Raw genomic sequence first — 24,633 nt, 5'->3', positions numbered from 1 at the left:
CGGGTCGACCAGCTCATACCTGAGCAGCCTCTTCACGACGCGCGTCATCCTCGGCAAGCAGCTCAGCGAGCGGTGGTTCCTCGGCTTGAGCACGGGGCTGTGCCGGGCGAACTTCGCGGAGAATCTCGGGCTGCGGCTCGAGTACAGAATCAGCAGCACGCTGTCCGCCGAAGGCGGGATCGAGCCCGGCTCGGGCGAGCTGGCGTGCGCGGGCACTTCAGCGGCCAGGGGATTCCAGCAGACGCCGCCGCAGTTGGGTGTCGATGTATTTCGGAGCTGGAGATTTTGAGCCGTCGCGAGGGTCCGGGTGTGGGACCGGCGGAATCCAGGCAGTGAGCAGTGAGCTGTTAGCTGTGAGCGATCAGGCAACTGACATTTGGACGTCTCAGCGTGTTTGGCCTGCCAAATTCCTCGAACGTCCCAATCGCAGTTGCCTGACGGCTGAAAGCTCAGAGCTCACTGCTCACAGCTTGGATTCCCCCGCAACATCCCGGAAGCCAGCCGCTCGACTAATGCGATCCCTCCCCCGCACCTGTAACTTTCGATAATGGCGAAGCAGCTGACCGAACGTGACGCGATGATCTGCCGCTCGTGCGAGCGGGAGGAGCGCGCGTCCGAGGGATATCCGTGCGCGGTATGCGGCACGTTCATCTGCCTCATGTGCACCTTCCGCGGCGTGATCCGCTGCAAGAGCTGCGAGGCGAAGGCGATCGCGCCCGTGGCGGTGCGCACTCCGCTGAAGATCGACTGGCCGGATCACTGAGACTCGTCCGCGGGCTGGTACGGACCGCGGTCGCTCCGCTGCTGGCGGAGCCCACGGTCGCGGCGACACAGCTCACTCAGGCGCTTCGTGGCCACGAGCTCGATCTGATCGAGGAGCGCGGGACCTGGTGGCTCGCCCGCGGGGCCGACGATTACGAAGGGTGGATTCATTGCGGGTACCTCACGCGCGTCGGCCCGGCCGCGAACGGGCCGCCCGCGCGGGCTTGGGACTCGGGGACGCCGCTGTCGATGGGCTGCGTGGTGCGCGGCTTCGCCGGCGGAATTCACGCGCTGCCGCTGGGCGCGCTCGTGCCCCCGGACGTCGACGTCGTCGCCGGCGAAGTGCTCACGCTCGACGAGCGGCGGCGCGCGTTTCTCCCGGAGGGTGGTGCGATCGTGGAATCGGCGCGCCGCCTTTTTTCAGGCACGCCTTACATGTGGGGTGGCGTCACGCCCTGGGGCGCGGATTGCTCGGGGCTGGTGCAGTCGATCTTCGGCCTGCACGGAGTGGCGCTGCCGCGCGACGCGTGGCAGCAGGGCGGCGCCGGCACCGAGCTCGAAGGCGGCCACGACGCGCTGCGTCCCGGCGATCTGCTGTTCTTCTCCGAGCGCGACGACCGGAGGATGACCCACGTCGCGATCTCGGCGGGGGGAGCGGACATCGTGCACCTGGCGGTTGCGCGCGGAGGGTACGCAGCGGAATCGCTCGATTCTGACGACCCGGTTTCCGCCGCTTTGAAAAGCAGATTTCTGTTCGGGAGGAGAGTGCTGCCCGAGGGTTGATGGTCCTGGGATATACCAGGAGGAATCCAGGAGCCTTTCCCCCGTCAGCTGTATAACGCGCCAGTTTGCTGCACTACCGGCATCCCGCTCGTGACGAGCAACGGCAGCTCTCCCTCGAACTCTCCATCCACCTCGAGCTGCATCACGTACCGCCCCGGCTCGGACAGCGGCAGATCGATGAGCGCGATGACCGGGAGATCCATCTCAAAGCTCGGGTCGGCCGGCGCGCCGACGTTGAGCTCGCCGCCCGACACCCACAGCTCGTCGCCCGAAGGGTTCAGCCACCGCAGGGTCATCGAGTGCTTCCCGACGTCGTCCACGTCTCCCTTCAGCCGCACGACCAGGTGCGTGCGCGGATGGACCGACGGGAAGGCCGACACCTGCACGGCGTCGAACACGCCGAGGATGTTGAGCTTGCCCTCCTGCGACAGGTTGGCGGCGTCGGCGAAGACGGCGAAGGAGATGTGCATTCCCGCAAAGTAGCTGTCGCTCCACGCGGGTGGCTAGCTTACCCGCCATGACAACGCCGCAGCGCGGGTTTACCGCGACCGATTTCATGCTGTTCATGATGGCCACCATCTGGGCGGTGAATTTCAGCGTGGTGAAGTTCGCCACCGGCGTCTTCACGCCGCTGGCGTTCACGGGGCTGCGCGTCGGGATGGCCGCGGCAGTGCTCATCGTCATCGCCGTCGCGTCGAACAGCGCCTGGCCCGGCAAGCGCGATTTCGCGGCCCTGCTTCTCATAGGGGTGCTCGGTCACGGCCTGTACCAGTACTTCTTCGTCGAAGGGCTCTCGCGCACGCGCGCCGGTCACGCGGCCCTGATTGTCGCGGCCGCTCCCGCTTTCATCATGGTGGCGAGCCGCATCCGGGGCATCGAGCCGATCCGGCGGAAGATGCTGCTCGGCGTCGCGCTGTCGGTGCTGGGTGTCGGACTCATCATCTCCGACAGCGCGCAGTCGCCGCACGGGCAGGCCACGCTCGCGGGGTCGCTGCTGATGGTCGCGGCGGTCATGACGTGGACGACGTTCACCGTGCTGCTGCAGCCGTACACGCTCCGATTCAGCCCCCTCAAGCTCTCCGCGATCACCATGATCGGCGGATTGCTCCCGCTACTCGTCGTGAGCGGACCGGCGCTCGCCGCGACGGACTGGCTCGCGATTCCGTTCCGGGCGTGGGTGGCCGTGTTCTACGCGAGCATCGTCTCGATGGTCGTCGCATATCTGTTCTGGTACCGCGGCATCAAGCTGCTCGGCCCCACGCGCACGTCGGTGTACTCGAACATCCAGCCGGTCATCGCGCTCGCCATCGCCTGGATCTTCCTGAGCGAGATTCCGACTCTGTGGCAGACCATCGGGGCGACCACGATCATCACCGGCGTTCTCTTCACCCGCGCATGAAGCTCGTCCTGTTCGACATCGACGGCACGCTGCTCTCGAGCGAAGGCGCCGGGATGCGCGCGATGCGCGCGGCGCTCGACGACCTGTTCGGCACGATCGGCGATCCGGCGTACCGGTACGACGGCAAGACTGACAAGCAGATTGTTCGCGATCTGATGCGCGGGCACGGCCACGACGACAAGTACATAGACGGGCGGATGGACGCGCTGCTCGAGCGGTATCTCGAGGGGCTCGCGCGGGAGGTCAGGTCGGGCGAGCGGATTCCGCGGACGCTGCCGGGAATACCGGATCTGCTCGACGCCCTCGAATCGAAGGAGCATGTCACTCTTGGGCTGCTGACGGGGAACATCGAGCCGGGCGCGAAGGTGAAGCTTGCCGCGGCCGGTGTGGACGTGTCGCGGTTTCGCGTCAACGCGTTCGGCTCGGACCACGAGCACAGGCCCGAGCTACCGGGCGTGGCGCAGCGCCGCGCGGCCGATTTTTTCGGACGCGAGCTTTCCGGCGACGCCATCTACGTGATCGGCGACACTCCCGCGGACATCAGGTGCGGCGAGGCGATCGGCGCGCGCGCGATCGGCGTGGCTACGGGACACTACTCGGTCGAAGAGCTGAGGAAGCACGAGCCGTACGCCGTGTTCGAGAACCTCGCCGAGACGAGCGCGGTGGTTCGCGTGATCCTGGATGCTTGAGGTAGAGGTGAAGGCGGTGGTCGACGACGTGGCCGCGCGGAAGGCGCGGCTCGTCGCGGCCGGTGCAACGCACGCCTTCTCGGGACGGATGATCGATCTCCGATACGACACGCCGGACCGCGCGCTCGCGGCGGCGGATCACGTGCTGCGCGTGCGCGTGTGCCAGAGTCCGGAGGGCGGGACGGTGCAGCTGGATTGGAAGGGGCCCACGCGCATCGAGTCCGGACTCAAGACGCGCGAGGAATACACATCGGGGGCGTCGGACCTCGCCGGGCTCAGCGCGATTCTCGAAGCGCTCGACTACGTCGTCACGCGGGAGATCGAGCGGGAAGTGTGGACGTACCGCCTGGGTGAGGCGACCGTGCGGTTCGAGCATTATCCGCGGATGGATGATCTCGTCGAGGTCGAAGGCACGCCGGACGCGATCGAGCGCGCGATCGAGGCGCTGGGAATGGAGCGCGCGGCGTTCACCGCCGAGCGGCTCCCTGATTTCGCGGGCAGGTTCGAGGCGCGGACCGGCGAGCGCGCGGCGCTCTGCGCCGCGGAGCTGGCCGGCGAATACAAGTACGACCTGGAGCAGGCCTGAGGGCTAGCCCGCCAGCTCGGCCGGAGTGAAGCAGCGGATCGAGTGCGCGCGCGCCACGATGCGAACCCGCGCCCCGACGTCCACGCGGTGATTCCACGCCGAGGGAACCACGCACTGGAGCAATTGCCCGGAAGCCGTCCGGACCGAGTACGTCACGGTGGACCCCGTGAAGATCGCCTGCTCGACGGTCGCCGTCCCTTCCGGATCGTACTCCGGCGCCAGCTCGTCGGCGCGCACCATCGCGACGAGCGGCGTCCCGATCGGCTCGCCCTCGGACAGGGCGCAGGGAAGACACCCGATCTCCGTCTCGACGCCGAGTTTGCAGTGCCTGCCGGGGAGAAAGTTCGCGTCGCTCACGAAGCGCGCGACGAACGGCGACGCCGGCGAGCCGTACACGGAGTGGGGGCTGCCCACCTGCTCGATCACGCCGTCGCGCATCACGGCTACCCGGTCGGCGATCGCGAACGCGTCCGCGTGATCGTGCGTCACGAACACCGCCGTGATGTGGCTCGCCCGGAGAATGCTGCGCAGCTCCGCGGCGATCGTCGCGCGCAGCCGCACGTCCACGTTCGACATCGGCTCGTCGAGGAGCACGACTCCGGAATCGCGCGCGAGCGCGCGGGCCAGCGCCACGCGCTGCTGCTCGCCGCCCGAGAGCTGGTGCGGATACCGGTCGAGCAGCGGCTTGAGGGCGCAGAGCTCTACCACGCGATCCATGGCCGCCATCCGCTCGGCGGCGCTCAGATGCCGGAGCCCGAACGCGATGTTCTTCCGCGCGTTGAGGTGGGGGAAGAGCGCGCTTTGCTGGAACACGAATCCGATGCCGCGCGACTCGGCCGGCACGTTCACTCCAGCCCCGCTCATGGTTCGTCCACCGACCGTAATGGTCCCCGCGTCTATGCGCTCGAACCCGGCGATCAATCGGAGGAGTGTCGTCTTGCCGGCGCCGGACGGGCCGAGCAATCCGAGGATCGAGCCGGGCTCTACGTCGAGGGAGACGTCGCTCACCGCGGCGCCGGCCGAGCCCGGGTAGCGCTTGGTGACGCCGTTTATCGAGAGGCGCAGTTCGTTCACGGCAGTGCTCTCCGGCGCGCGCCGGCTCGCGTGAGCCACCCGACCAGCAGCGCGCCCAGCGCCACGATGGCGAGCGACGGCGGCGCGGCTTCGATCCACATGGCGTCGTTGGTCCTCTCCCAAACCTCCACCGCGAGCGTCTGAAAGCCGAACGGCCGGATGAGCATCGTCGCGGGGAGCTCCTTCAGGACTTCGACGACGACGAGGATCGACGCCGCCACCAGCGAGCCGCGGAGCATGGGCGCGTGCACCTCGCGCAGAATCCGCCGCGGAGTGGCGCCGAGCGCGCGCGCCGATTCGTCGATCGCCGGAGAGATGCGCGCCAGCCCGGCCTGCACCGGGTAATACGCCGCCGCCACGAACCGCACGGTGTACGCGAACAACAGCGCCACCACCGATGAGGTGATCAGAAACGCGGGCGGCGAGCCGATGACCGCTCCGGCGATCCGGTCGGCGAAGGAGAGCGCCAGCAGCACGCCGACGGCGACGACCGAGCCCGGAATCGCATAGCCAAGCAGCGCGACGGCCGTGAGCGCGCGCAGCTTGCGCGAGCGAAACTGCCGCGCGGTGTAGGCGAGCAGCAGCGCGGCACCGACGGTGATCGCGGCCGCCGTGACCGCGATCAGCAGCGTGTTTCCGACCAGCGAGGGGTACGTGCTCGCGACCGTCCCCGCGCGGACCGAGCGCGTGGTCCAGATCACCAGCATGGTCGCGGGAAGGACGAACGCGACGCCGAGCACCGCGGTGCAGATGCCGGTGGAGAGCCATTGCTTGCCCCGGCTCACCTCGATACGGCGCGTCCGGCGCGCGTCGCTCACGGTGTGCGCCGCGCGCCGGCGGGCGAAACGCTCCGTCGCGACCAGCGCTGCGGCGAACAGGATGAGGACGAGCGCGATCTGGCTGGCCGCCGTGCGGTCGAGCATCCCGAACCAGACGCGGTAAACCGCGGTGGAGAAAGTGTCATACGAGAAGACCGACACTGTCCCCACGTCGGCCAGCGTCTCCATGAGCGCGAGCGCAAGGCCGGACGCCAGGGCGGGGCGCGCCAGCGGGAGCGCGAGGCGCCAGAACGCGGCGCGCGGCGACTGGCCGAGGCTCTTCGCGGCCTCGACGAGCAGGATTCCGCGCTCGGCGAACGCCGACCGCGCGAGCAGATACACGTACGGATAGAACACCAGCGACATCGTCAGCACTACTCCCCAATACGACCGGATGTCCGGCAGTCCCGCGCCCGGACCGAGCGCGCCTCGCATCCACGTCTGAACCGGTCCCGTGAAATCGAAGAACGCGATCACCACGAAGCCGTACACGTACGCGGGCATCGCCAGCGGAAGCACGAGCGCCCACTCGAAAAACCCGCGGCCCGGAAACTGGTGCACCGCTATCAGCCAGCCGAGCAACACGCCGAGCACGCCGGCACCCAGCGCGACGCCCACGAGCAGCCGCGCCGTGTTCCAGGCCAGCGATGCCAGCCGTGTCTCGAACAGGTGCCGCCACACCTCCCACCGCGGCTCCATCGCGGCGACGGCGACGGCAATCACCGGCGCCGCCACGATCGCGGCGAGCAGCATCACGGGCCACGCTCCCATCGCCCGAAGGGACGGGCGCGGGAGGGCGAGCGCGTGGGCGCCGGCCGCGCTAGCGATAGTTGGCCCGGTCGGCGAGTCTCACCGCCGCCGCCTGATACGCGCCCGCCGCGGCGACTCCCACCGACTGCGGCTTGAAGCTGCCGAACCGCGCGAGAAGATCGTGCGGCTCGACCGCCGGATTCGCCGGATACTCGAAGCTGCTGGAGGCGAGCAGCCTCTGCGCCTCGGGCGAGCTGAGATACTCGAGCAGGCGGATCGCGGCCGCGCGATTCTTCGCGTGCCGCGTTACCCCGCCGCCGGAAATGTTGACGTGCACGCCCGCTCCATCCTGGTCAGCCCAGAACGGCGCTACGGACACGGTGGAATCCCTGGCGAGCAGCCTGGCCAGGTAGTAGTGATTCGTTATTCCGACGTCGCAGCGCCCGGCGGCGATCGCTTCCAGAATCTGCGTGTCGCCGTTGATGTAGATCGGCTCGTTCGCGATCCAGCCGCGCACGATCCGCTCGGTGGCTTCCTCTCCGTGGATCGCTATCAACGACGCCAGCAGCGACTGGTTGTATATCGCCGAGGAAGTGCGCAGGCAGAGACGTCCCTTCCATTTGGGATCGCCCAGCGCTTCGTACGTGGAGAGCTCCGACGGATTGACGCGCGCGGGGTTGTACATGATGGTCCGCACGCGGGTCGCTATCGCGAACCACTGATTTTCCGGATCGCGAAGATGCGCGGGGATGTTGGCGGTGAGCACTTCCGACTCGACCGGCTGCAACAGGCCCTGCTCGGCGGCGTTCCACAGATTTCCCGCGTCAACCGTCAGGAGCAGGTCCGCGTTAGTTCGCTCACCCTCGGTCTTGAGGCGCTCGAGCACCTCGTTGTTGTTCCCTTCGAAGAACTCCACCTTGATCCCCGTGGACCGGGTGAAGGCGACGAACACCGACTCCGCGCCGTAATGTGAGCGGGAGGAATAAACGGTTACGGTCTGTTCCTTGGGGGCTCGCTCGCAGGCGGTGACCGCCGTGGCCGTGATAGCAGCAAGCAGGGCGATGCGGGCCGAATTCTGATAAGAAGGCATGCACCAAAATCGCATGATGGAGCCATATCCGACAAGTCCAGTCGGAATTGCCCCTACAGGGGTTAGGCCGGGCCCTTGAGCTGCTGCAGCAGCTTTTCGTGGAGCCCGCCGAAGCCGCCATTCGACATGATCAGGACGACGTCTCCGGCGCAAGTCGTCGCGCTCAGCGATCTCACGATGTCCGGCACGGCGGGGACGTAGGCGGCGGGTTTTCCCGCCTTGTTCCAGCGCTCGACGAGCCTGGCCGGATCGAGGGCGTTCGCGGCGTACCGTTCCGGGTGGAAGAGGCCAGCCAGGATCACCTCGTCGGCCGCGGCAAACGCCGCTTCGTAGGCGTCCTCGAATTCGCCGAGCTGCGCGGTGTAGCTCCGTGGCTCGTACACGGCGACGAGGCGGCGCCCCGCGTATTTCTGGCGCGCCGCGGCGATGGTCTCGCGGATCGCCGTCGGGTGGTGGGCGAAGTCGTCGATCACCGTCACGCCCCGCGCTTCGCCGCGAACCTCCATGCGCCGCTTGACGCTCTTGTAGGTGCGCAGCCCTTCCCGCACGCGCTCGGGATCCGCGCCGACGGATTCAGCCGCGGCGATCACGGCGAGGATGTTCCGCACGCTGAAGGCGCCGGCCAGCGGGGACTGCACCGATCCCCATTCCGCCCCGTCGTGGATGACCGTGAACGTCGTTCCATGGGGTCCGAAGCTCACGTTTTTCGCTTGCCAGCGCGGATGGTCGCCGCCGGAGACGGGCGCCTCGTCGGCGTAGGCAAAAGACTCGACGGGCGCGAACGATTTTGCGGCCAGCTCGCGCACGATCGGTGAGTCCCAGCCGGCGACCAGCGCGCCGTTGCCCGGGATCAGGTTGATGAAGCGCGCGAACGCGAAGTTGTACGCGATCGAGTCGCGGTAAATATCGGCGTGATCGAACTCGATGTTGGCGACGATGGCCGTGTCGGGCAGGTAATGCCACATCTTCGGTCCCTTGTCGAAGTACGCCGTGTCGTACTCGTCCGCCTCGATCACGAAATACTTCGAGTCCGTCAGACGGAAGGAGCGGCCGAAGTTCTCGGCTACGCCGCCGATGAGAAACGCGGGGTTCATCCCGGCGCTCTCCAGAACCCAGGCGAGCAGCGAGCTCATGCTGGTCTTGCCGTGCGTGCCCGCGACCGCGAGCGAGTGCCGCCCGCGGATGAACTCGTCCTTGATCACCGCCGCGGCGGAGGTGTACCGGAGCTTCCGGTTGAGCACCGCCTCCAGCTCGACGTTGCCGCGGGAGATCGCGTTTCCCACGACCACGACGTCCGGCCGCGGCTCGAGATTCGCAGGAGCGAACTCCGTCTGGTACGGGATGCCGAGCGCTTCGAGCTCGTGCGACATCGGGGGGTAGACGTTCTCGTCCGACCCGGTGACGGTGTGTCCGGTGGCCTTGAGGAGCCCGGCCAGCGAGGCCATCGCCGTGCCGGCGATTCCGATCAGGTGGTAGTGCAGGGGACGGGCTCCGCGGCTTGGTCGAGGGTTGCCTGTTAAGTATATCCTACCGTTTCAGCGCAATCGCATGGCCAAGGATTCCAGGAAAAAGCAGACCCGCGACACCGCGAAGCTCCGCGAGCGGATCGACGAGATCAAGCGTGACTCGGGGGCCGGGGCCCTCGCCGTCGCGGTGCGGGACGTCGAGACGCCTGTCGAATTCGATTACGAATCGGATCGCTGGTTTCACGCCGCGAGCACGATAAAGGTGCCGATCCTCGTGGGCGTGTTCGGCGCAGTGCACGCCGGCGAGCTGCTGCCGCAGTCGCGCCTGCACGTGCGGAACCGCTTCAGGAGCGCCGACGACGGCTCCATCTTCCGCGTGGATCCGGAGCGCGACGCCAACGCGGTCGTGCACGCTGCGATCGGCAAGACCATGCAGATCCGCGAGCTCGCGTTCCACATGATCGCGACTAGCAGCAACCTCGCCACCAACTTGCTGCTGGACTTCGTCGGCCTGCAGAGCATGCAGCGGACGCTGGCCGACCTTGGCCTCGACGACGGGATCGAGCTGCATCGCGGCGTGGAAGACAACCGCGCGTTCGACGCGGGGATATCCAACCGGGTTACGGCATCCGGTCTGGCCGGCATGCTCAAGCTGATCGCCGAGGAGCGCGCCTTCTCGCGCACGCTGTCGAAGGAGATTTTGGACATCCTCCACGCGCAGGAGTTCAACAGCGGCATTCCGGCGCCGCTCCCGAAGCGGACGAGGGTCGCGCACAAGACCGGCGAGATCTCCACCATCGCGCACGACGCGGGCATCGTGTATCTGCCCGGACGCAACCCGTACGTGCTGGTCGTGCTGACCGAGTGGGAGCCCGACGGCTCGGGCCGGCAGCAGGCCATCGCCAGGGTCTCCGAGGCCGTGCACGAGTTTCTGACCGACGAAGGAGGCCCGAAGAAGGATGGCTGAGGACCGATCGTTTCCGCTGCAGGTGGTGGATGGCCTCGCGCTCGACCGGAAGTACCGCGACGCGCTGCGGCCGGGCGAGTCCCTTCGGGATGCCGCTGGCCGGGAGCGCACGTTACCCCGCTACTTTTACGAGGTCCCCTCGTGGGACGTCGCCCGCAAGCTGGAGCTGTCTCCCCACTTCTACCTGTGGGAGTTCATCCAGACCGACGTACGGGAAGTCGATGTGTTCCGGCGATTTCCGAGGTACGTTCCCTGCGCGATCACGCTGCTGGCTCTTTGCCTGGAACGCTTCCGCGAGGCCGTCGGTACGTTCGTGCACATTGCGGCAAACGGTGGCTACAGGTCTCCGGCACACCGTTTGAGTAGAGATGCTTCGCCCCACTGCTGGGGCACGGCCGCGAACATCTACCGGATCGGATCGACCTGGCTGAGCGACGAGAAGTCGATTGAGCGCTTCAGCTTGGTAGCCCGGGAGACGCTGCCGGCCGTCTGGACGAGGCCGGCCGGCGGGGCCGCCGGATTCGCGGACGATCATTTGCATCTGGACTTCGGGTACGTGGTTTCGATACCGCGCGACGCGCCCGACGACAAGGACGAGGCGCGGCGATAGCGTGGCTCACCCCGGGGCGCGCCGTCGGATCCCCCGGGGAAAAGGAACTCGAGGTCGCAGTAGATGTCGCAGAGCACAGCACGAAATCGGAAGAAGTCGGACGGCGGCGACAAGCGCGCGGCATCGGACAGGATAGCGCTGGCCGCCATCGGACTGGAAGCCGAATTCGCGGTGGTCGTCGACGGCGAGCAGCTGCGGCCCGAGGACGTGTTCGGCAGCCCCCGCCGGATCATCCGCGGCCCGCTCATGCACCGCGTGGGGCGCTCGTACCACCTTCCGACGGGCGGTGCGGTGTACTTCGACACGGGCGTGATCGAAGTCGCGACACCCGTGATCGAGATCGAGAAGGGTTGCGCCGCGCGGGCGGGACGCTCGCTCTGGGAGAGCATTCTGTTCCTGCGGGACGAGCTGGACGCGTGGGAGAAGGCGAACGGAAGCAGGGTCCAGCTGACCGGGTTCAGCGCGCACTACAACATCTCGTTCGATCTGCCCGCGCGCGAGCAGGGCAACGGCAGGAGCGTGGAGCAGCTGGCTCTGCTGCTGTCCTACATCCTCCCGATGCCCGTGATGCTGCTCGCCGCCAACCGCGAATCCACCGGCATCGGCGTGCGCCCGCGCGGCAACCGCATCGAGGTGACGGCCGACTTCACGCCGAGCGCGTCGCTGATGATCGCGACGGCCACGCTGATCGTGGGAATCGTGCGAGCCGTCATGCGCTGGGAGAGCTTCGAGCTGGAGATGCTGGAGAAGAAGGGACTGCCGGTGCTGGAGAACTTCCGGCCCATACGGCACACGTCGCGCATGGGCTGGCTCGCGCGCTTCTCCTGTTTCAGCGAGAATCCGTTCACGTGCGACGTGGACGCCGCGATGTGGCCGACGCGCGACGGGCGCGTGCTCGCGCTTCGCCACATCGCGGAGCTCACTGCCCGGCGCTTCTGGCCGTCGATCCGCCGCGTCTCGGATCCGTTCACCTTGCGACTGATAGCGTCCGTACTGCACGGACGCGTACCGTCGCTGCTCGATCTGGACGAGCGGCCGGCGGAGTACGAGGACATCGGCCGGCTGTGCCGGTGGGACAATCTCTTCCCCGAGCGCGCGCTCCCGCGGTCGCGCTACGAGCGGGTGCTCATCCGCGCGATTCGGGGAGAAGAGCTGCACATGAACGGCATGTGGTACAAGCCGACGGGAATGAAGGGCTGGTCGAGAGTCGTGTTCAGGCGGCGCGAGGACGGGACGCGCCACGTGTTCTCACTCGACTACCTGCTCGATCATCTGCCGGCGTGGGAGAGGCTCAACCCCATAGGCAAGCCGCGTCGCCCCAGGCGAGCCTGGAACCGGACCAAGGCGGAATCCAAGTAGGGAGTGTGGCAGTTCGGAGTGTGGCAGTTTGGAGTACTCCGGACTGTCACACTCCAAACTCCCACACTCCAAACTTGGATTCCCCGGCAGAATCCCCGGACCATAGTCACGAAGCGTATATCCCCGGCCTGCCCGGCCCGACCTCGCGGCGGGAGTACATCCACGCCACGCCGGCAGCGACGAAACCCAGCGCGAACATCTGAGCCAGCGTGAGGCCCCCGAAGAAGCGGTCGTCTTTGGCGCGCACGAACTCAATGACGAACCGCTCGATCCCCGCCAGCACGGCGTACAGTCCGAACAGCCAGCCAGCCGCGTGCTTGTGGTCGCGCAAGCGCCACACGATCAGGAACATGACGAAGCCGAGAATGACCTCGTAGATCTGCGTCGGATGCACGGCGATCACCGCCGAGGGGTCGGTGCCCGGGGGAAAGCTGACGCCGAACAGCTGCGACATGTTCGCCGCGGTGGAGGGAGGCGCGCCTTCGGGGAACTGCACGGCGAGCGGCGACTCCCAGGGCCGGCCGTAGTCGTCGCCCACGGCCCAGCAGCCCGTGCGCCCGACGGAGTACGCGGCCGCGAGGCTGATGGCGCTCGCGTCGCTGATGGTGCTCCACCGCAGTTTCTTGAAGCGAATGACCAGGCTCGTGGCGATTATCCCGCCGATGAGGCCGCCCCAGAACACGAAGCCCGCGCGATCGAACAGCGCGTCCATGTCCTGCACGAGGATCGCGTAATAAATCTTGGCGCCGAGGAGCCCGCCGACCACCGCGGCGAAGACGAGATCGCCGACCGGCGCCGGATCGTGCCCGCGCCGGGTCAGCTCGCGCGTCAGCAGGATCTGCCCGATGACGAAGCACAGCAGGATCGCGAGGCCGAATCCGCCGATCCCCTTGATGGGGCCGATGTCGTAGAGGAACGGCTGATGGACGATGTATTGGGAAGGCACTAAGGGCGCTCTTAGCTGTTGGCTATTGGCTGTTGGCTGTTGGCTTATGACAAATGATAGGGCGTTGGCCGCGCGGCCGTAACCAACAGCCAACAGCTAATAGCCAACGGCATTCGTTAGTCCTGGAATCGGTAGCATCGCGAATGCATTCAGAGACATGTCGGCTCGCTCGCCGCGCTCGAAGTGGAACAGTCCCGCGCGAGCTATCATTGCCGCGTTGTCAGTGGAGAGGCGGGGGGAGGCGCTGTGCACCGTCGCGCCGATCCGCTCGGCGCGCTTCCGCGCGGCGGCGACGAGAGTCCGGTTGCACGCCACGCCGCCGCCGAGGACGATGCGCGAGCGGCCGCGGTCGTCGGCCGCGCGGACCGTCTTCTCGACCAGGGTCTCGATCAGCGCGTCCTGAAAGCCGCGCGCGATGTTGGCGCGGTCGCGCTCGATGTCGGTGGAAGCTCGTACCGCGTTGAGGACGGCGGTCTTGAGCCCGCTGAACGAGACGTCGTGATAGCCGGGCTGGTTTTCCTTCCACGTTCCGTCGAGCATCGGCGGCTTGAACCTGAAGCGGCCCGGAGTGCCGCGCGCGGCGAGCTCCTCGACGTACCGCCCGCCGGGGTAGGGAAGCCCGAGGAGCTTGGCGACCTTGTCGAACGCCTCGCCCGCGGCGTCGTCGCGCGTCGCGCCGAGCAGCTCGTAGCTGCCCCATTCAGGGCAATCGATCAGCATCGTATGGCCGCCGGACACGAGCAGCGCCATGAACGGCGGCTCCGCGCCGGGATCCTCGAGCGACGCGGCGAAGAGATGGCCTTCCATGTGATGAACGGCAACGACCGGGATGCCGAGCGAGAACGCGAGCGCCTTGCCGTACGACACCCCCGCGAGGAGCGCGCCGATCAATCCGGGCGCGTGCGTTACCGCGATCGCGTCGAGGTCGCCGAATTTCGCGGCGGCGTCGGCGAGCGCTTTGTCCGCCACGGGCACGAGGCTGGTGAGGTGCGCGCGGGCGGCTATCTCGGGGACCACGCCGCCGAACACGGCGTGCACGTCCTGCGACAGGATCACGAGTGACAGCAGCGCCGGCCCGCCTGATTCCTTCCTCTCGATGACCGCCGCGGACGTCTCGTCGCACGACGTCTCGATCCCGAGGATCAGCGTCACTTCAGCTCGCCGGCTTTGCGAGCAGCTGCTCCACCAGCGCGCGGTTGGCGGGGGAGTCCCAGTGGATCGCGCCCCGAACCCGCTTGCGGATGATGCCGTGGCGGCCGATGACGACGGTCTCCGGCACGCCCGTGGTGAGATACGCGCGTTGTATTCCGCCGGTCGAATCGTGCAGTATCTCGAAGGTAAGACCGAGCGAGTCGGCGAAGGCGCGGATCTGCTCCTCTGTGCCGCCGGCGTCCACGCTGACGGCGACGACCTTGAGTCCCCGCGCCGCGTAAGCGTCGTGCAGATTCTGGATGCTGGGCATCTCCACGCGGCACGGCGCGCACCACGTGGCCCAGAGGTTGAGCAGCACGACGTCGCCCGAGTAATCTGACAGCGTTTTCGTGCGCGGCGCCGAATCGAGCGTGGCGGCGGAGAAATCCGGCGCCCGCGAGCCCACGCCGGCCGTGACCAGATCCCGCCGTAGCGCGCGCACGCTGAAGAAACCGCCGACGATGGTCGCGGCAAAGAATACCAGCAGCGCGACGCGACGCTTCGTCACACCGTCTCCACGCAGAGCTTCCGCAACACGGCGATCTCGGCTTGCGGGTCTTTCGCGCCGAAGATCGCGTTCCCGGCCACGAACGTGTCCGCGCCGGCGCGCCAGGCGTCGCGAATCGTCTCACGACCGATGCCGCCGTCCACCTCGAGGTGGGCCGGGCTCCGCGCCGCGCTCAGCATCTCCCGGGCGCGCGTGATCTTCCCGAGCGACGCGGGGATGAAGCTCTGCGCGGAGAACCCGGGATTGACCGACATGATCAGCAACAGGTCGAGGTCCCCCACGACGTCCGAGAGGGTGTCGACCGGCGTCGCGGGGTTCACCACGGCGCCCGCGCGGCAGCCGAGGTCCTTGATCTTCATGAGCTGCCGGTGCAGGTGCGGCGCGGTCTCGACGTGGATTGTCAAGGTCGTCGCGCCCGCTTTGGCGAAGCTGTCGAAGTACTTCTCCGGGGCCAGGACCATGAGATGGACGTCGAGCGGGAGATCGGTGAGCGTCCGCACCGTCTCGATGACTTTCGCGCCGAACGTGAGATTGGGGACGAAGTGTCCATCCATCACGTCGATGTGAATCCAATCCGCGCCGCCGGCCTCGCACATGGCGATCTCGTCGGCGAGTCGCGCAAAGTCGGCGCTGAGTATCGAGGGCGCGATTCGAACGGTCATTGCGAGTCCGGTCTGGGTGGAACGTACAGCGGAGCGACGGGCGGGAAGCTAGACACGACGACGTTGATCCGGCCGCCGGCGGAAACCGCCTGGCCCGCCGGCGGCGACTGGGAGAGAATCGTGTTCTCCGGCTGGAACGAGCTCGTGTCGCGCCCCACGCCGCCGATGCGCAGCCCGATCTGCTCCAGCATGGAGCGGGCGTCGGGGAGCGTTCTGCCGACGAGATCCGGCGCGATCACGATCGCCGGCCCGTCGCTCACCACGATGTGCACCGCCGCCGGCAGCTGCAGCACCTCGCCCGAGGGCGGGCTGCTCGCGATGATCGAGCCGCGCGGCTGATCGCTCGCCTCGCGGCGGATCGTTCCCAGGTCGAAGCCCGCGTTCGCGATCGCAACGCGCGCCTGCTGCTCGCTGAGCCCGGTGACCTGCGGGACCGGCGCGCTCCGCTGGCCTGCGCTCACGGCCAGCCGCACGTCTATGCCGCGTTTCTGGCTGCTCTCGGCGGGCGGATCCTGCTGCAGCACCGTGCCTTCCGCCGCCCGCGGGTGGAAGCGCGATTCCCCCTGCACGGCGCGGAACCCGGCCTTCTCGATTCGCTGCGCGGCGTCGGAGTACATGAGTCCCACTACGTTCGGCACGTCGGCATCATCGGGAATCACCTCCGCCGGGAACGCGAACAGAAAGATCACCAGGTATGCGAGCAAAAAACCACCGGCGGCGGTGACGATGTACGAAAATGCGCTGCGGGGGGCAGCGCGCCAGTTCACCTAGCGAGCCCTTCTGAGCCGCGCCGCGAAAGCGCCGTCGGTGCCGTGTCGCTGCGGCAACACGCGGAGAAACCCCTGGTCGAGCACTTCGGCGGGAATCTCGCCCGCGGCGGGGGGCTCGAGCGTGAAGTCCGGATGCTCCTTCAGGAACGTCGCGACCTGCTCCTCGTTCTCTTCGGGCTCGAGCGAGCAGGTGCTGTAGATGAGCAGGCCTCCGGGCTTGACGACGCGGGCCGCGCCGCGGCAGATGGCGCGCTGCAGGTTGGTCATCACCGCGAGATCGGACGGCCGCAGTCTCCATCTCGCGTCCGGATGCCGGCGGAACGTGCCGGTGCCGGTGCAGGGCACGTCGATCAACACCACGTCCACCGGCCTGATCGCCGGATGCCGCGCATCGCCGACGAACGCGAGCAAGTCGCGCGCATCGAGCCGCTGGACGTTCGCGATCACCCGCTGCAGCCGCGTCTGCGACCGATCGCTCGCGACTACGGCTCCGGCAACGCGCGTCATCTCGAGCGACTTCCCCCCCGGCGCCGCGCACAGATCGGCGACGACCACGCCGGCGGAGATCGCGGCATACCGCGCCACCAGCGTCGATGCGGGATCCTGGATGAAGAAGAGTCCCTGCTTGTACGCGCCCAGCTCGGTCAGCGCGGCCGCGCCGCGGAGCTCGATGCTGTCCGCTACGAGGGGCGCGTCGCCGACCTTGACCCCCGCCGCCTCGAGCGTGGCCTCCAGCTGCTCGCGGACTATTCCGTACGGCCGCGCGATCAGCGGCGGCTCCGTGTTGTTGGTCGCGAGCAGCGTGACCGTCTCGCTGCGGCCGAACCGGTCCAGCCAGCGCGCCACGATCCACCGCGGATGCGAGTACTCCAGCGCGAGCTGATCCACCTCGTCGCCGTCCACCCGCACGGCGAGGTCCTCGCGCTCGCGGTCGACGCGCCGCAGCACGGCGTTGGCCAGCTTGCTCGCTCCGATTCCGTGCCGGCGCTTCACCAGCTCGACCGTCTGGGCGATCGCGGCGTACGCGGGAACGCTGCCCATGTACAACAGCTGATCGACGCCGAGCCGCAGCAGGTCGATCAGGTCCGGATCGAGCCGGGCGAGACCGCCGCGCACGCGCGACGACAGGATCGCGTCGAGCTGCGCGCGACGGCGAAGCATGCCGTACACCAGCTCCTGCATCCAGCGCCGGTCGCGCGAATCGAGCGAGGCGGCGCGACGCTCGAACGACGAATCCAGCATCTCCCCGTTCCGCAGGTCGGCGCACACCTCGGCGGCGAGCACGCGCGCTTCCGTCACGCCGCCCTGAACCGCGAACTGAACCCCGCCGCGCGGCTGCGTCAATCGAGCATTCCTTCGAGCGGCGACGAGGGCATCGCCGTCTCGCGCTTCGGCATTCTCCCCGCGAGGAACGAGGCCCGTCCCGCTTCCACCGCGAGCCGCATCGCGTGCGCCATGCGCACGGGATCCGACGCGGCAGCGATGCCGGTGTTCATGAGGATTCCGTCCACGCCCTGCTCCATCGCCGCGCACGCGTCGGTGGCGCAGCCGACTCCGGCGTCCACGATCACCGGCACCGAGAGCCGCCGCTTGATCGTGCGAATCGCGTGCGGATTGAGCAGGCCGAGCCCGGATCCGATCGGCGACGCGAGCGGCATGACGGCCACCGCGCCCGCCTCCTCCAGCCGCAGCGCGGTGATCAGGTCTTCGTTGGTGTACGCCATCACCTTGAATCCTTCATCCACCAGGACCTTCGTCGCCTCGAGCAGACCGGCGACGTCGGGCAGAAGCGTCTCCTCATCGCCGATCACCTCGAGCTTGATCCACTCGTTGAAGCCCGCGGCCCGCGCGAGCCGCGCGTACCGGATCGCTTCGTCGGCGGAGTAGCAGCCGGCGGTATTGGCGAGGAGGAAGTACTGGTCGGGATCGAGATGCCGCAGCATCCCTTCCTCGTTCGCGCGGTTCAGGTCCACGCGCCGCACCGCGACGGTCACGACTTCCGCGCCCGACGCTTCCAGCGCCGCGGCCATCTCGGCGTTCGAGCGGTACTTGCCGGTGCCGACCATCAGGCGCGAGCGGAACTCGCGTCCGGCGATCTCGAAGGGGACGTCGTTTACGGGAAGCGCCGCGGTAGTCATCCGCCTCCCACGAAGTGGACTATCTCGATGACGTCGCTCTGACTCAACCTGATCCGCGGGTAAGCGTCCCGGTCGCGCAGGATCGCCCGGTTGTGCTCGACCACCACCATGCGGGGATCCAGTCCGTGGCGCGCGAGCAGGTCCGCGACGGTCGTGCCGGCGGGTAGCTCTCTTTCCTCGCCGTTGACGGTCAGTGAGACCGTTTCATCCGCGACGCTCTGCTGCTGCGACATACTCCGAAAGATAGCGACCGGCTGCCTCACCGGGATTCGGAGCGTCCCAGATACCGCTGATGCTCGCGACGCCGTAGGCGCCGGCCTCGATCACGTCCCGGACACGGCCGGCAGAGACTCCGCCGATGGCGATGACCGGGACGTCGGACGCTTCGGCGCAATCCCGCAGGAAGCCCATCCCGCGCCCGGGCTCGTCCGCGTGCGACCCGCTGCCGAACACGTGCCCCGCCACGCACCAGTCGGCCCCGAAAAGCCCCGCGTCTCTGGCCTCGGCCGGAGTGTGCACGCTGCTGCCGATCCGAAGCGCCGGCGCCATCTCGCGCACGTCGCCGACTCCGGCGGACTGCGACGTCAGCTGCACGGCGTCCGCGCCGCCGGCGAGCGCGATGTCCACGCGATCGTTCACGACCAGCAGGCACCCGCTCGCGCGCGCGGCCGCCAGCAGTGAATGCGTGATGTCGAGGAGCCGCCGGTCCGGCAGCCAGCGCGCGCGCACGTGAATCGCGCCGCGGGCTCCGAGGGCCCGCATTACGTCCCCGGCATGCGCGGGAAAATCCGGGCCGAGCAGCTTGTCGTCGTTCGTGATGGCGTGGACGACGGGGACGTGCCAGACCGAAGTATCAGCCGAGGATGTCACCGACCGCGACCGCCCGCCCGCGCGTCCAGTCGCCGGCCGCCATGCGGCGCCGGCCGGCGGGCTGAACTTCCGAGATTCTCACGGCGCCTTCGCCGCACGCTACCACGAGCTCGTCGCCCACCTCGAGTATCTGGCCGGGATTCCCCGAGAGTCCGTCGGCGAGCGAGGGATGAAACAGCTTTACCTCCGACTCATTGGCGGTGGTGAACGCGGCGGGCCGCGGATCGTACGCGCGGATTCCGCGCGAGACCTGCGTCGCATCCTGAGTCCAGTCTATCCGCGCCGCGTCGCGCGTGACCTTCGGCGCGTACGTGACGAGGGCAGGGTCCTGTTCCTTCGGAGCAGCCGTCCCCGCCGACATGAGCGCGAGCGCCTCGACGATGGCGAGCGCGCCGAGCTCGGAGAGCCGCAGGGCCAGCTCGCCATAGGTCTCGTCCGCCTCGATCGGAGTCCTGACCTGATGCAGCACGGGGCCCGCGTCGAGCTCCGGTACCATCCGCATGATCGATATCCCGGTCTCGGCGAATCCGGCGAGAATCGCGCCCTGAATCGGAGCCGCGCCGCGCAGCGCGGGCAGGAGCGACGCGTGGATGTTCAGCGTGCCGTGCTTCGGCAGGTCGATTACTTCCTTCGAGAGGATCTGGCCGTATGCGACGACGACGGAGATGTCGGGCGCGAGCTTCCTGATCTCTTCGATGAACTGGGGATCGCGCGCTTTCGCCGGCTGGAGGACCGGGATCTCCTCGCGCAGCGCGAGCGCCTTTACCGGGGACGCGACGACGCTGGAGCGCGACCGCCCTTGCGGCTTGTCCGGCTGGGTGACGACTCCGACGACATCGAGCCCTTCGCCGAGCAGCGCCGCCAGCGGCGGCACCGCGAAGTCGGGCGTGCCCCAGAAGAGGACGCGCATCAGATCTCGCCGGCGGCGGTGGGCGTGTGCTCCGCGCTGCGCCGACTTTGCGCTTCGCCTGGAATCACTTTTCGAATCATTCCCGGATAGTCCTTCTTGAGCTTTTCCCACTGCGCCAGCGCCGAGCGCCGCTTGAAGACGCCGAGGTAGTCGAGGAAAAGCTTGCCGTGCAGGTGATCGACTTCGTGCTGGATGGCGCGGGCGAGCAGCTCATCGGCGGCGAGCTCGAAGTGCCTGCCTTCGACGTCGAGCGCGCGCACGGTTATGCGCTGCGGCCGCTCGACTTCGCCGAACACGTCGGGAATCGACAGGCACCCTTCCTCGGCGCGCCCCGACCCTTCGCGCGTGAGGATCTCGGGATTGATGAGCGCGTACCTCGCACCCTCGACGTCCACGACCGCGAGCCGCTCGGTGCGGCCGACCTGCGGCGCGGCCAGTCCGATTCCCTCGGCCGCGTACATCGTGGTGTACATGTCCTCGATGAGCTGCCGGAGCTCGTCGGTGACTTCCGCGACCGGCGCCGTGTCCTGGCGCAGGATCGGATCGCCGAGCACGCGGATGTCGAGCGTCTTCACGCCGGTCAGGCTCCGGCTGGCGTGGTCCGCATGACTTTAGTGATGCGCCCGCGCTCGATGACGATCTTGGACTCGCCGGAGCGGATAGTGACGCGATCCTCCATCGTGGGCGCGGGCGTGCCCTCCTTCATCGTCTCCTTGATGTGCAGCACTTCGCCGACGAGCCCGCCGGCAGTCACGACTTCGTCGCCCTTCTTGAGCGCCTTGATCAGCGCTTCGTGCGCCTTGCGCTGCTTCTGGCCCGGGCGGATGAGAACGAAGTAGAAGATGATGAAGATCGCGCCGTACATGAACAGCGGGCCGAGCAGCGGATTGCCGCCGGCGGGCGCGAAGATGGCGAGAGCGGCAAAGGTCATCGTGGTCATTGAGCGGTGATCCCGGTTCGGGAAGCGGAGGTCGGAGCCGTGTGTCGCTGAAGCCAGTCGCGGCTCCATGCGTCGAACGTGCCGTCGCGGATGGTCTCGCGCGCGGCGCGCATGAGCCGCACCAGAAAATGTACATTGTGCAGCGAGAGAAGCCGGGGCCCGAGCATCTCGTCGGCCGTAAAAAGGTGGCGCAGATACGCGCGGCTGAAGCGGGAGCAGGTGGGGCACGCGCAGCTCTCGTCGAGCGGGCGGTTGTCGGCCTTCAGCTCGGCGTTGCGGACGTTGATCCGCCCGTCGGGGACGAAGGCCGTGCCGTTCCGCCCCATTCGGGTGGGCGCGACGCAATCGAACAGGTCCACCCCGCGGCGCACGGCCTCGATCAGATCGGCGGGGAAGCCCACGCCCATCAGGTAGCGGGGCCGGTCACGCGGCAGAGCTTCATCCACGACTTCGATCATCTCGTACATCGCCTGCTTTTCCTCGCCCACGGACAGGCCGCCGATTCCGAACCCGTGCCAGCCGCCCATGTCGGTGACGGTGCGAGCCGCTTCGCGCCGGAGGTCCTGGTGGATTCCGCCCTGGACGATCGGGAAGAGTGCCTGTTTTTCCGCCGGGTCGTCCTGCGCGAGGCGCGCGTGTTCCTGCCTGCAGCGCGCGAGCCAGCGGAGGCTGCGCTCGCTCGCGTCACGCGAGCTGGCGCCGTCCGACTGGCCTGGAATCACGTGGTCGAACTGCATGATCACGTCGGCGCCGAGATTGCGCTCGATCTGCATGACCGACTCGGGGGTGAAGCGGCGAGTGGAGCCGTCGATGTGGCTGCGGAACTCGACGCCCTCTTCGGTGACCGTGCACAGCTTCGCGAGCGAGAACACCTGGAATCCGCCGGAGTCGGTGAGGATCGGTCCGTCCCAGTGCATGAAGTCGTGCAGCCCGCCCGCGTCGCGCACGACGTCGTCGCCGGGGCGGAGGTGGAGGTGGTAGGCGTTCGCCAGCAGCATCGTCACGCCAGCGGTCTTAAGCTCGTCGGGGTCGAGTCCTTTGACGGTGGCCTGCGTTCCGACCGGCATGAACGCCGGGGTTTCGACCGGGCCGTGGGGCGTATTGAAAACGCCGGTCCTGGCCGGACCGGCGGTGGCGGTCACTTCAAAGGCGAACATCGCGGAAATGTAGCTGCAAGCGCTTCGGGCCTCGGACGAGCGCGCAGTGCGTCGAACGTCGTTTCGGTTACCTCGTTTTGCTCCCTGAGGTACGGTTTATGCGCGCATTCCAAACGACAGAACATTCCATGTCTTTATCTCGCCTTTGCATCTCGCCTTTGCAATAGAGACTGGAAGCCAATCGCGTATTCCCAATGGCCAATTCGATTCGGATAGCCAATCGATTTAGCCCGAAATGCTCTGCTCCCGCCACCCTTGGCGGCGTTTCGAGAAGGCGTTGTCATTCTGGTGTGAAATACAATCCTGGGAGGTAGGCGTGAAGACCTGGAGTGATTGTTTTTCGCGTGTCGTGTGGCGTGGAACCATCGGAATCGCAAGCATTGCACTGACGTCCTGTTCCGATTCAGAGCCGCCGGCCCCTGGGCTTTCTCCCTCGGAGCCAAGAACGAACGTTTCAGCGGAGCCAGTAGTTGTTGCCGACGACTGGGATCATTACAGCGCAGACCAGCAGTTCGTTGTGGATGGTCCTATGACTGGCCTCGAGCGCCCCGATCTTTATCTCTCCCGATGGCAGCACATCGACCGCACACTTGGCGGAGAGCACTGGACAACCGTCACGGATTTCCTCCCCTTCGAGGCGTTCGGACCGGTTCCGCCTGACCGCGTTCAGTCGGCGATCACCCGCGTACGCAGTGTTGACGATGGCAGTCTCCCCAAATTTTTCAACAGTAACGGCGTTGAGATCAGTGGTAATTTCGTCGAGCCCGGTGGGGATCTGACCTATGGACTCAGCAAAGCCGAGTACATGCCTGCAGGGGCTGACACTCTACCGCCCTGGCCTTCGGTTTCACCAGGCAATGGCGTCGTCGTGGCCTCGAAGCTACCGGCTTACTCACGCCTGCCGAACGTCACGCTTCTCGACCCCTCTGAAGACGTTCGGGCCTGGCTGGACGAGATCGTTGTGACGAAGGAAGCTCGGACACGCGCGCTCGCGCAGATCGCAAGGAGGTTTGGAAGCGAAGGAGCAGCTTTCGGCCGATTACGCCGCCACGCCGAAACGAGGGGCGATTTTGTCAGCGAATACCTGGTCGATCCAGAAATCGGAGCCATAGTCGAACTGAATACGGCGCGTCGCGGCAAGCTTCTGGTGCACGTAACGAAAACGTTCGCCAGAATGTCCGACGGAAGCGGCTATCTGCTTACTACTACTCGAACACAAATCGGTTCCGAACACGGGGACATTCCTACGACGACGGAACTGCGGCTCGCGAAGGTCAAGGTTGAAAAACTTGGAGGATCGCAATGACATTCTCAGCCAGGACACTGGTCTTGGGCGCCTCAATGCTGGCCGGTGCGTTTGCGCCCGCACAGAGCCAAGACGTCCCCGCTCATTTTGTGCACGGCATACGGTCCAGCGGCAGCACGTGGAAGTCGGCTGCGGACCGGCTCGCCCAGGAGTTTGCGATCGCTCAGACCTACCCGGACTTACCGCAAGAAAGGCCGTTTTCTGAACAGGCGGCTCGGCTTGACGCAGTTGCGGGTGGTGCGTCGGGCGTTATCGCAGTCGGGCATAGCAACGGCGGGCAAGTCTCGCGTGTTTGGAACCTGAACTACGGCCGTAACAACCGAATCGCTACTGTGGGTTCCCCGCACCGTGGCGTGACACTGGCCACGAATATTCTTGACGGGACTGCCTTCAGCAGGCCTGCGGCGATGGCGCTAAACATTACTCAAACCGTTGGTTACTACGTAGATCTCGAAGCACGATTGCATGGTTGGTGGAGTCTTCCGATCTCAAATAAAGGTCTCAGTGCGCTCCGGAATATGTACAATTTTTTCTTTAACTTTTATGCGATTGTGGCGCAGCCCGGCCTCGGTTTCCTGGAGCGCCAGTTTGCGATGTCTACTTATCCGGTGCTGTTCGACATGGACCCGACTTCGTCCTACTGGTACAACGGTGGGCTCAACTCCAAGACGAACATGTCCCGCGAGGCACAATCGATGACGGCGCGAGTCGGGGTAGTCGTGAGGTATGGCTATCCAGAAGGGATCTTCTTCAAGGCGCTTTCTCCGGTGAACGCGAACGACTGGCAGGAGGCGCGGTATCGCGCTTGGATAGTCGCGATGACTCTATATGAGCTGCGCCGGGTTCCGTGGACACCATCCTTAGGTGTTCTTTCGGAATCGG

The 24,633-nt window shown here is 67.0% G+C and carries 29 protein-coding genes; 11 read left to right on the top strand and 18 right to left on the bottom strand.

What is annotated here, in order from left to right; translation table 11 throughout:
* The 3 genes from WEA80_08375 to WEA80_08365 form a co-directional block, all read left to right on the top strand.
* On the top strand, positions 1 to 289 hold a 289-nt coding region (locus WEA80_08375), incomplete at its 5' end, for a hypothetical protein (GenBank protein ID MEX1186593.1).
* A gap of 258 nt (positions 290 to 547) precedes the next feature.
* Positions 548 to 763, top strand: coding sequence for a hypothetical protein (locus WEA80_08370; GenBank protein ID MEX1186592.1), 216 nt, complete (start codon positions 548 to 550; stop codon positions 761 to 763).
* The gene (locus tag WEA80_08365; GenBank protein ID MEX1186591.1) at positions 661 to 1,545 is read left to right on the top strand and encodes an SH3 domain-containing C40 family peptidase; all 885 of its coding nucleotides are present in this window, start codon (positions 661 to 663) and stop codon (positions 1,543 to 1,545) included. The genes WEA80_08370 and WEA80_08365 overlap by 103 nt, the downstream gene beginning before the upstream one ends.
* Before the next feature lie 44 nt (positions 1,546 to 1,589).
* On the opposite strand, the gene WEA80_08360 is transcribed toward WEA80_08365, so the two are convergent.
* Positions 1,590 to 2,015 carry a hypothetical protein gene (locus WEA80_08360; GenBank protein ID MEX1186590.1) on the bottom strand — a complete coding sequence of 142 codons (426 nt, stop codon included), beginning with the start codon at positions 2,013 to 2,015 and terminating at the stop codon, positions 1,590 to 1,592.
* A 47-nt stretch (positions 2,016 to 2,062) separates the two neighbouring features.
* On the opposite strand from WEA80_08360, the gene WEA80_08355 reads away from it, so the two are divergent.
* From WEA80_08355 to WEA80_08345, 3 genes are read left to right on the top strand one after another with little or no spacing between them, the layout of a single operon-like run.
* A complete protein-coding gene (locus tag WEA80_08355) occupies positions 2,063 to 2,944 on the top strand; it encodes a DMT family transporter (GenBank protein ID MEX1186589.1) in 882 nt (293 codons plus the stop codon).
* The gene (locus WEA80_08350) at positions 2,941 to 3,633 is read left to right on the top strand and encodes a haloacid dehalogenase-like hydrolase (protein MEX1186588.1); all 693 of its coding nucleotides are present in this window, start codon (positions 2,941 to 2,943) and stop codon (positions 3,631 to 3,633) included. Before WEA80_08355 ends, WEA80_08350 begins: the two co-directional genes overlap by 4 nt.
* A complete protein-coding gene (locus tag WEA80_08345) occupies positions 3,626 to 4,219 on the top strand; it encodes a class IV adenylate cyclase (protein ID MEX1186587.1) in 594 nt (197 codons plus the stop codon). Before WEA80_08350 ends, WEA80_08345 begins: the two co-directional genes overlap by 8 nt.
* A 3-nt stretch (positions 4,220 to 4,222) precedes the next feature.
* Here WEA80_08345 and WEA80_08340 read toward each other — a convergent pair whose 3' ends face one another.
* From WEA80_08340 to mpl, 4 genes are all read right to left on the bottom strand, one after another.
* Positions 4,223 to 5,293 (bottom strand): ABC transporter ATP-binding protein, encoded by a 1,071-nt coding sequence (locus WEA80_08340; protein MEX1186586.1) that lies wholly within the window; start codon positions 5,291 to 5,293, stop codon positions 4,223 to 4,225.
* Positions 5,290 to 6,882 (bottom strand): iron ABC transporter permease, encoded by a 1,593-nt coding sequence (locus WEA80_08335; GenBank protein MEX1186585.1) that lies wholly within the window; start codon positions 6,880 to 6,882, stop codon positions 5,290 to 5,292. The genes WEA80_08340 and WEA80_08335 overlap by 4 nt, the downstream gene beginning before the upstream one ends.
* Before the next feature lie 49 nt (positions 6,883 to 6,931).
* Positions 6,932 to 7,951 (bottom strand): extracellular solute-binding protein, encoded by a 1,020-nt coding sequence (locus WEA80_08330; GenBank protein MEX1186584.1) that lies wholly within the window; start codon positions 7,949 to 7,951, stop codon positions 6,932 to 6,934.
* A 62-nt stretch (positions 7,952 to 8,013) separates the two neighbouring features.
* Positions 8,014 to 9,417, bottom strand: coding sequence for a UDP-N-acetylmuramate:L-alanyl-gamma-D-glutamyl-meso-diaminopimelate ligase (gene mpl, locus WEA80_08325; protein ID MEX1186583.1), 1,404 nt, complete (start codon positions 9,415 to 9,417; stop codon positions 8,014 to 8,016).
* Between the two features lie 82 nt (positions 9,418 to 9,499).
* On the opposite strand from mpl, the gene WEA80_08320 reads away from it, so the two are divergent.
* The 3 genes from WEA80_08320 to WEA80_08310 all read left to right on the top strand — a co-directional run bounded on the left by WEA80_08320 (position 9,500) and on the right by WEA80_08310 (position 12,353).
* On the top strand, positions 9,500 to 10,384 hold the full coding sequence (locus tag WEA80_08320; protein MEX1186582.1) for a serine hydrolase: 885 nt from the start codon (positions 9,500 to 9,502) through the stop codon (positions 10,382 to 10,384).
* Positions 10,377 to 10,994 carry a hypothetical protein gene (locus WEA80_08315; GenBank protein MEX1186581.1) on the top strand — a complete coding sequence of 206 codons (618 nt, stop codon included), beginning with the start codon at positions 10,377 to 10,379 and terminating at the stop codon, positions 10,992 to 10,994. The genes WEA80_08320 and WEA80_08315 overlap by 8 nt, the downstream gene beginning before the upstream one ends.
* A gap of 63 nt (positions 10,995 to 11,057) precedes the next feature.
* Positions 11,058 to 12,353: a hypothetical protein gene (locus WEA80_08310; GenBank protein MEX1186580.1), complete on the top strand. Its 1,296-nt coding sequence runs from the start codon at positions 11,058 to 11,060 to the stop codon at positions 12,351 to 12,353.
* Positions 12,354 to 12,459: 106 nt separating this feature from the next.
* Here the strand turns inward: WEA80_08310 and WEA80_08305 are convergent, their stop codons facing one another.
* The 13 genes from WEA80_08305 to tgt form a co-directional block, all read right to left on the bottom strand.
* On the bottom strand, positions 12,460 to 13,299 hold the full coding sequence (locus WEA80_08305) for a prolipoprotein diacylglyceryl transferase (protein ID MEX1186579.1): 840 nt from the start codon (positions 13,297 to 13,299) through the stop codon (positions 12,460 to 12,462).
* Between the two features lie 96 nt (positions 13,300 to 13,395).
* Positions 13,396 to 14,451 carry a tRNA (adenosine(37)-N6)-threonylcarbamoyltransferase complex transferase subunit TsaD gene (gene tsaD, locus WEA80_08300; protein MEX1186578.1) on the bottom strand — a complete coding sequence of 352 codons (1,056 nt, stop codon included), beginning with the start codon at positions 14,449 to 14,451 and terminating at the stop codon, positions 13,396 to 13,398.
* A gap of 1 nt (position 14,452) precedes the next feature.
* Positions 14,453 to 14,998 (bottom strand): TlpA disulfide reductase family protein, encoded by a 546-nt coding sequence (locus WEA80_08295; GenBank protein ID MEX1186577.1) that lies wholly within the window; start codon positions 14,996 to 14,998, stop codon positions 14,453 to 14,455.
* A complete protein-coding gene (gene rpe / locus WEA80_08290; GenBank protein ID MEX1186576.1) occupies positions 14,995 to 15,660 on the bottom strand; it encodes a ribulose-phosphate 3-epimerase in 666 nt (221 codons plus the stop codon). Before rpe ends, WEA80_08295 begins: the two co-directional genes overlap by 4 nt.
* On the bottom strand, positions 15,657 to 16,427 hold the full coding sequence (locus tag WEA80_08285; protein ID MEX1186575.1) for a PASTA domain-containing protein: 771 nt from the start codon (positions 16,425 to 16,427) through the stop codon (positions 15,657 to 15,659). The genes rpe and WEA80_08285 overlap by 4 nt, the downstream gene beginning before the upstream one ends.
* On the bottom strand, positions 16,428 to 17,774 hold the full coding sequence (gene rsmB, locus WEA80_08280; GenBank protein ID MEX1186574.1) for a 16S rRNA (cytosine(967)-C(5))-methyltransferase RsmB: 1,347 nt from the start codon (positions 17,772 to 17,774) through the stop codon (positions 16,428 to 16,430). It abuts the gene before it with no gap.
* The gene (locus WEA80_08275; protein ID MEX1186573.1) at positions 17,771 to 18,568 is read right to left on the bottom strand and encodes a thiazole synthase; all 798 of its coding nucleotides are present in this window, start codon (positions 18,566 to 18,568) and stop codon (positions 17,771 to 17,773) included. Before WEA80_08275 ends, rsmB begins: the two co-directional genes overlap by 4 nt.
* Positions 18,565 to 18,801, bottom strand: coding sequence for a sulfur carrier protein ThiS (thiS, locus tag WEA80_08270; protein ID MEX1186572.1), 237 nt, complete (start codon positions 18,799 to 18,801; stop codon positions 18,565 to 18,567). Before thiS ends, WEA80_08275 begins: the two co-directional genes overlap by 4 nt.
* A complete protein-coding gene (locus WEA80_08265) occupies positions 18,773 to 19,438 on the bottom strand; it encodes a thiamine phosphate synthase (protein ID MEX1186571.1) in 666 nt (221 codons plus the stop codon). The genes thiS and WEA80_08265 overlap by 29 nt, the downstream gene beginning before the upstream one ends.
* Positions 19,422 to 20,348 (bottom strand): methionyl-tRNA formyltransferase, encoded by a 927-nt coding sequence (fmt, locus tag WEA80_08260; GenBank protein MEX1186570.1) that lies wholly within the window; start codon positions 20,346 to 20,348, stop codon positions 19,422 to 19,424. The genes WEA80_08265 and fmt overlap by 17 nt, the downstream gene beginning before the upstream one ends.
* On the bottom strand, positions 20,348 to 20,923 hold the full coding sequence (gene def, locus WEA80_08255; GenBank protein MEX1186569.1) for a peptide deformylase: 576 nt from the start codon (positions 20,921 to 20,923) through the stop codon (positions 20,348 to 20,350). Before def ends, fmt begins: the two co-directional genes overlap by 1 nt.
* A 5-nt stretch (positions 20,924 to 20,928) precedes the next feature.
* Positions 20,929 to 21,288, bottom strand: coding sequence for a preprotein translocase subunit YajC (yajC, locus tag WEA80_08250; GenBank protein MEX1186568.1), 360 nt, complete (start codon positions 21,286 to 21,288; stop codon positions 20,929 to 20,931).
* Positions 21,285 to 22,445 (bottom strand): tRNA guanosine(34) transglycosylase Tgt, encoded by a 1,161-nt coding sequence (tgt, locus tag WEA80_08245; GenBank protein MEX1186567.1) that lies wholly within the window; start codon positions 22,443 to 22,445, stop codon positions 21,285 to 21,287. The genes yajC and tgt overlap by 4 nt, the downstream gene beginning before the upstream one ends.
* A gap of 529 nt (positions 22,446 to 22,974) precedes the next feature.
* Between tgt and WEA80_08240 the strand changes: the two genes are divergently transcribed.
* Together WEA80_08240 and WEA80_08235 are read left to right on the top strand one after the other, a co-directional pair.
* A complete protein-coding gene (locus WEA80_08240; protein ID MEX1186566.1) occupies positions 22,975 to 23,751 on the top strand; it encodes a hypothetical protein in 777 nt (258 codons plus the stop codon).
* On the top strand, positions 23,748 to 24,633 hold an 886-nt coding region (locus tag WEA80_08235; GenBank protein MEX1186565.1), incomplete at its 3' end, for a hypothetical protein. The genes WEA80_08240 and WEA80_08235, both read left to right, overlap by 4 nt.

The sequence above is a fragment of the Gemmatimonadaceae bacterium genome (assembly GCA_040882285.1).
Lineage (GTDB): Bacteria > Gemmatimonadota > Gemmatimonadetes > Gemmatimonadales > Gemmatimonadaceae > JACDCY01.
The sequence above is the reverse complement of the archived record's forward strand: the minus strand, read 5'-3'. Positions and strand labels throughout refer to the sequence as shown.

Excerpts from the sequence above, each read along its gene's own strand:
- WEA80_08370 (MEX1186592.1), top strand. The coding sequence starts at position 548 with ATGGCGAAGCAGCTGACCGAACGTGACGCGATGATCTGCCGCTCGTGC.
- WEA80_08360 (MEX1186590.1), bottom strand. The coding sequence starts at position 2,015 with ATGCACATCTCCTTCGCCGTCTTCGCCGACGCCGCCAACCTGTCGCAG.
- WEA80_08355 (MEX1186589.1), top strand. The coding sequence starts at position 2,063 with ATGACAACGCCGCAGCGCGGGTTTACCGCGACCGATTTCATGCTGTTC.
- WEA80_08350 (MEX1186588.1), top strand. The coding sequence starts at position 2,941 with ATGAAGCTCGTCCTGTTCGACATCGACGGCACGCTGCTCTCGAGCGAA.
- WEA80_08345 (MEX1186587.1), top strand. The coding sequence starts at position 3,626 with ATGCTTGAGGTAGAGGTGAAGGCGGTGGTCGACGACGTGGCCGCGCGG.
- WEA80_08335 (MEX1186585.1), bottom strand. The coding sequence starts at position 6,882 with ATGGGAGCGTGGCCCGTGATGCTGCTCGCCGCGATCGTGGCGGCGCCG.
- WEA80_08330 (MEX1186584.1), bottom strand. The coding sequence starts at position 7,951 with ATGCCTTCTTATCAGAATTCGGCCCGCATCGCCCTGCTTGCTGCTATC.
- WEA80_08320 (MEX1186582.1), top strand. The coding sequence starts at position 9,500 with ATGGCCAAGGATTCCAGGAAAAAGCAGACCCGCGACACCGCGAAGCTC.
- WEA80_08315 (MEX1186581.1), top strand. The coding sequence starts at position 10,377 with ATGGCTGAGGACCGATCGTTTCCGCTGCAGGTGGTGGATGGCCTCGCG.
- WEA80_08310 (MEX1186580.1), top strand. The coding sequence starts at position 11,058 with ATGTCGCAGAGCACAGCACGAAATCGGAAGAAGTCGGACGGCGGCGAC.
- rpe (MEX1186576.1), bottom strand. The coding sequence starts at position 15,660 with ATGACCGTTCGAATCGCGCCCTCGATACTCAGCGCCGACTTTGCGCGA.
- WEA80_08275 (MEX1186573.1), bottom strand. The coding sequence starts at position 18,568 with ATGACTACCGCGGCGCTTCCCGTAAACGACGTCCCCTTCGAGATCGCC.
- thiS (MEX1186572.1), bottom strand. The coding sequence starts at position 18,801 with ATGTCGCAGCAGCAGAGCGTCGCGGATGAAACGGTCTCACTGACCGTC.
- fmt (MEX1186570.1), bottom strand. The coding sequence starts at position 20,348 with ATGCGCGTCCTCTTCTGGGGCACGCCCGACTTCGCGGTGCCGCCGCTG.
- yajC (MEX1186568.1), bottom strand. The coding sequence starts at position 21,288 with ATGACCACGATGACCTTTGCCGCTCTCGCCATCTTCGCGCCCGCCGGC.
- tgt (MEX1186567.1), bottom strand. The coding sequence starts at position 22,445 with ATGTTCGCCTTTGAAGTGACCGCCACCGCCGGTCCGGCCAGGACCGGC.
- WEA80_08240 (MEX1186566.1), top strand. The coding sequence starts at position 22,975 with ATGACTGGCCTCGAGCGCCCCGATCTTTATCTCTCCCGATGGCAGCAC.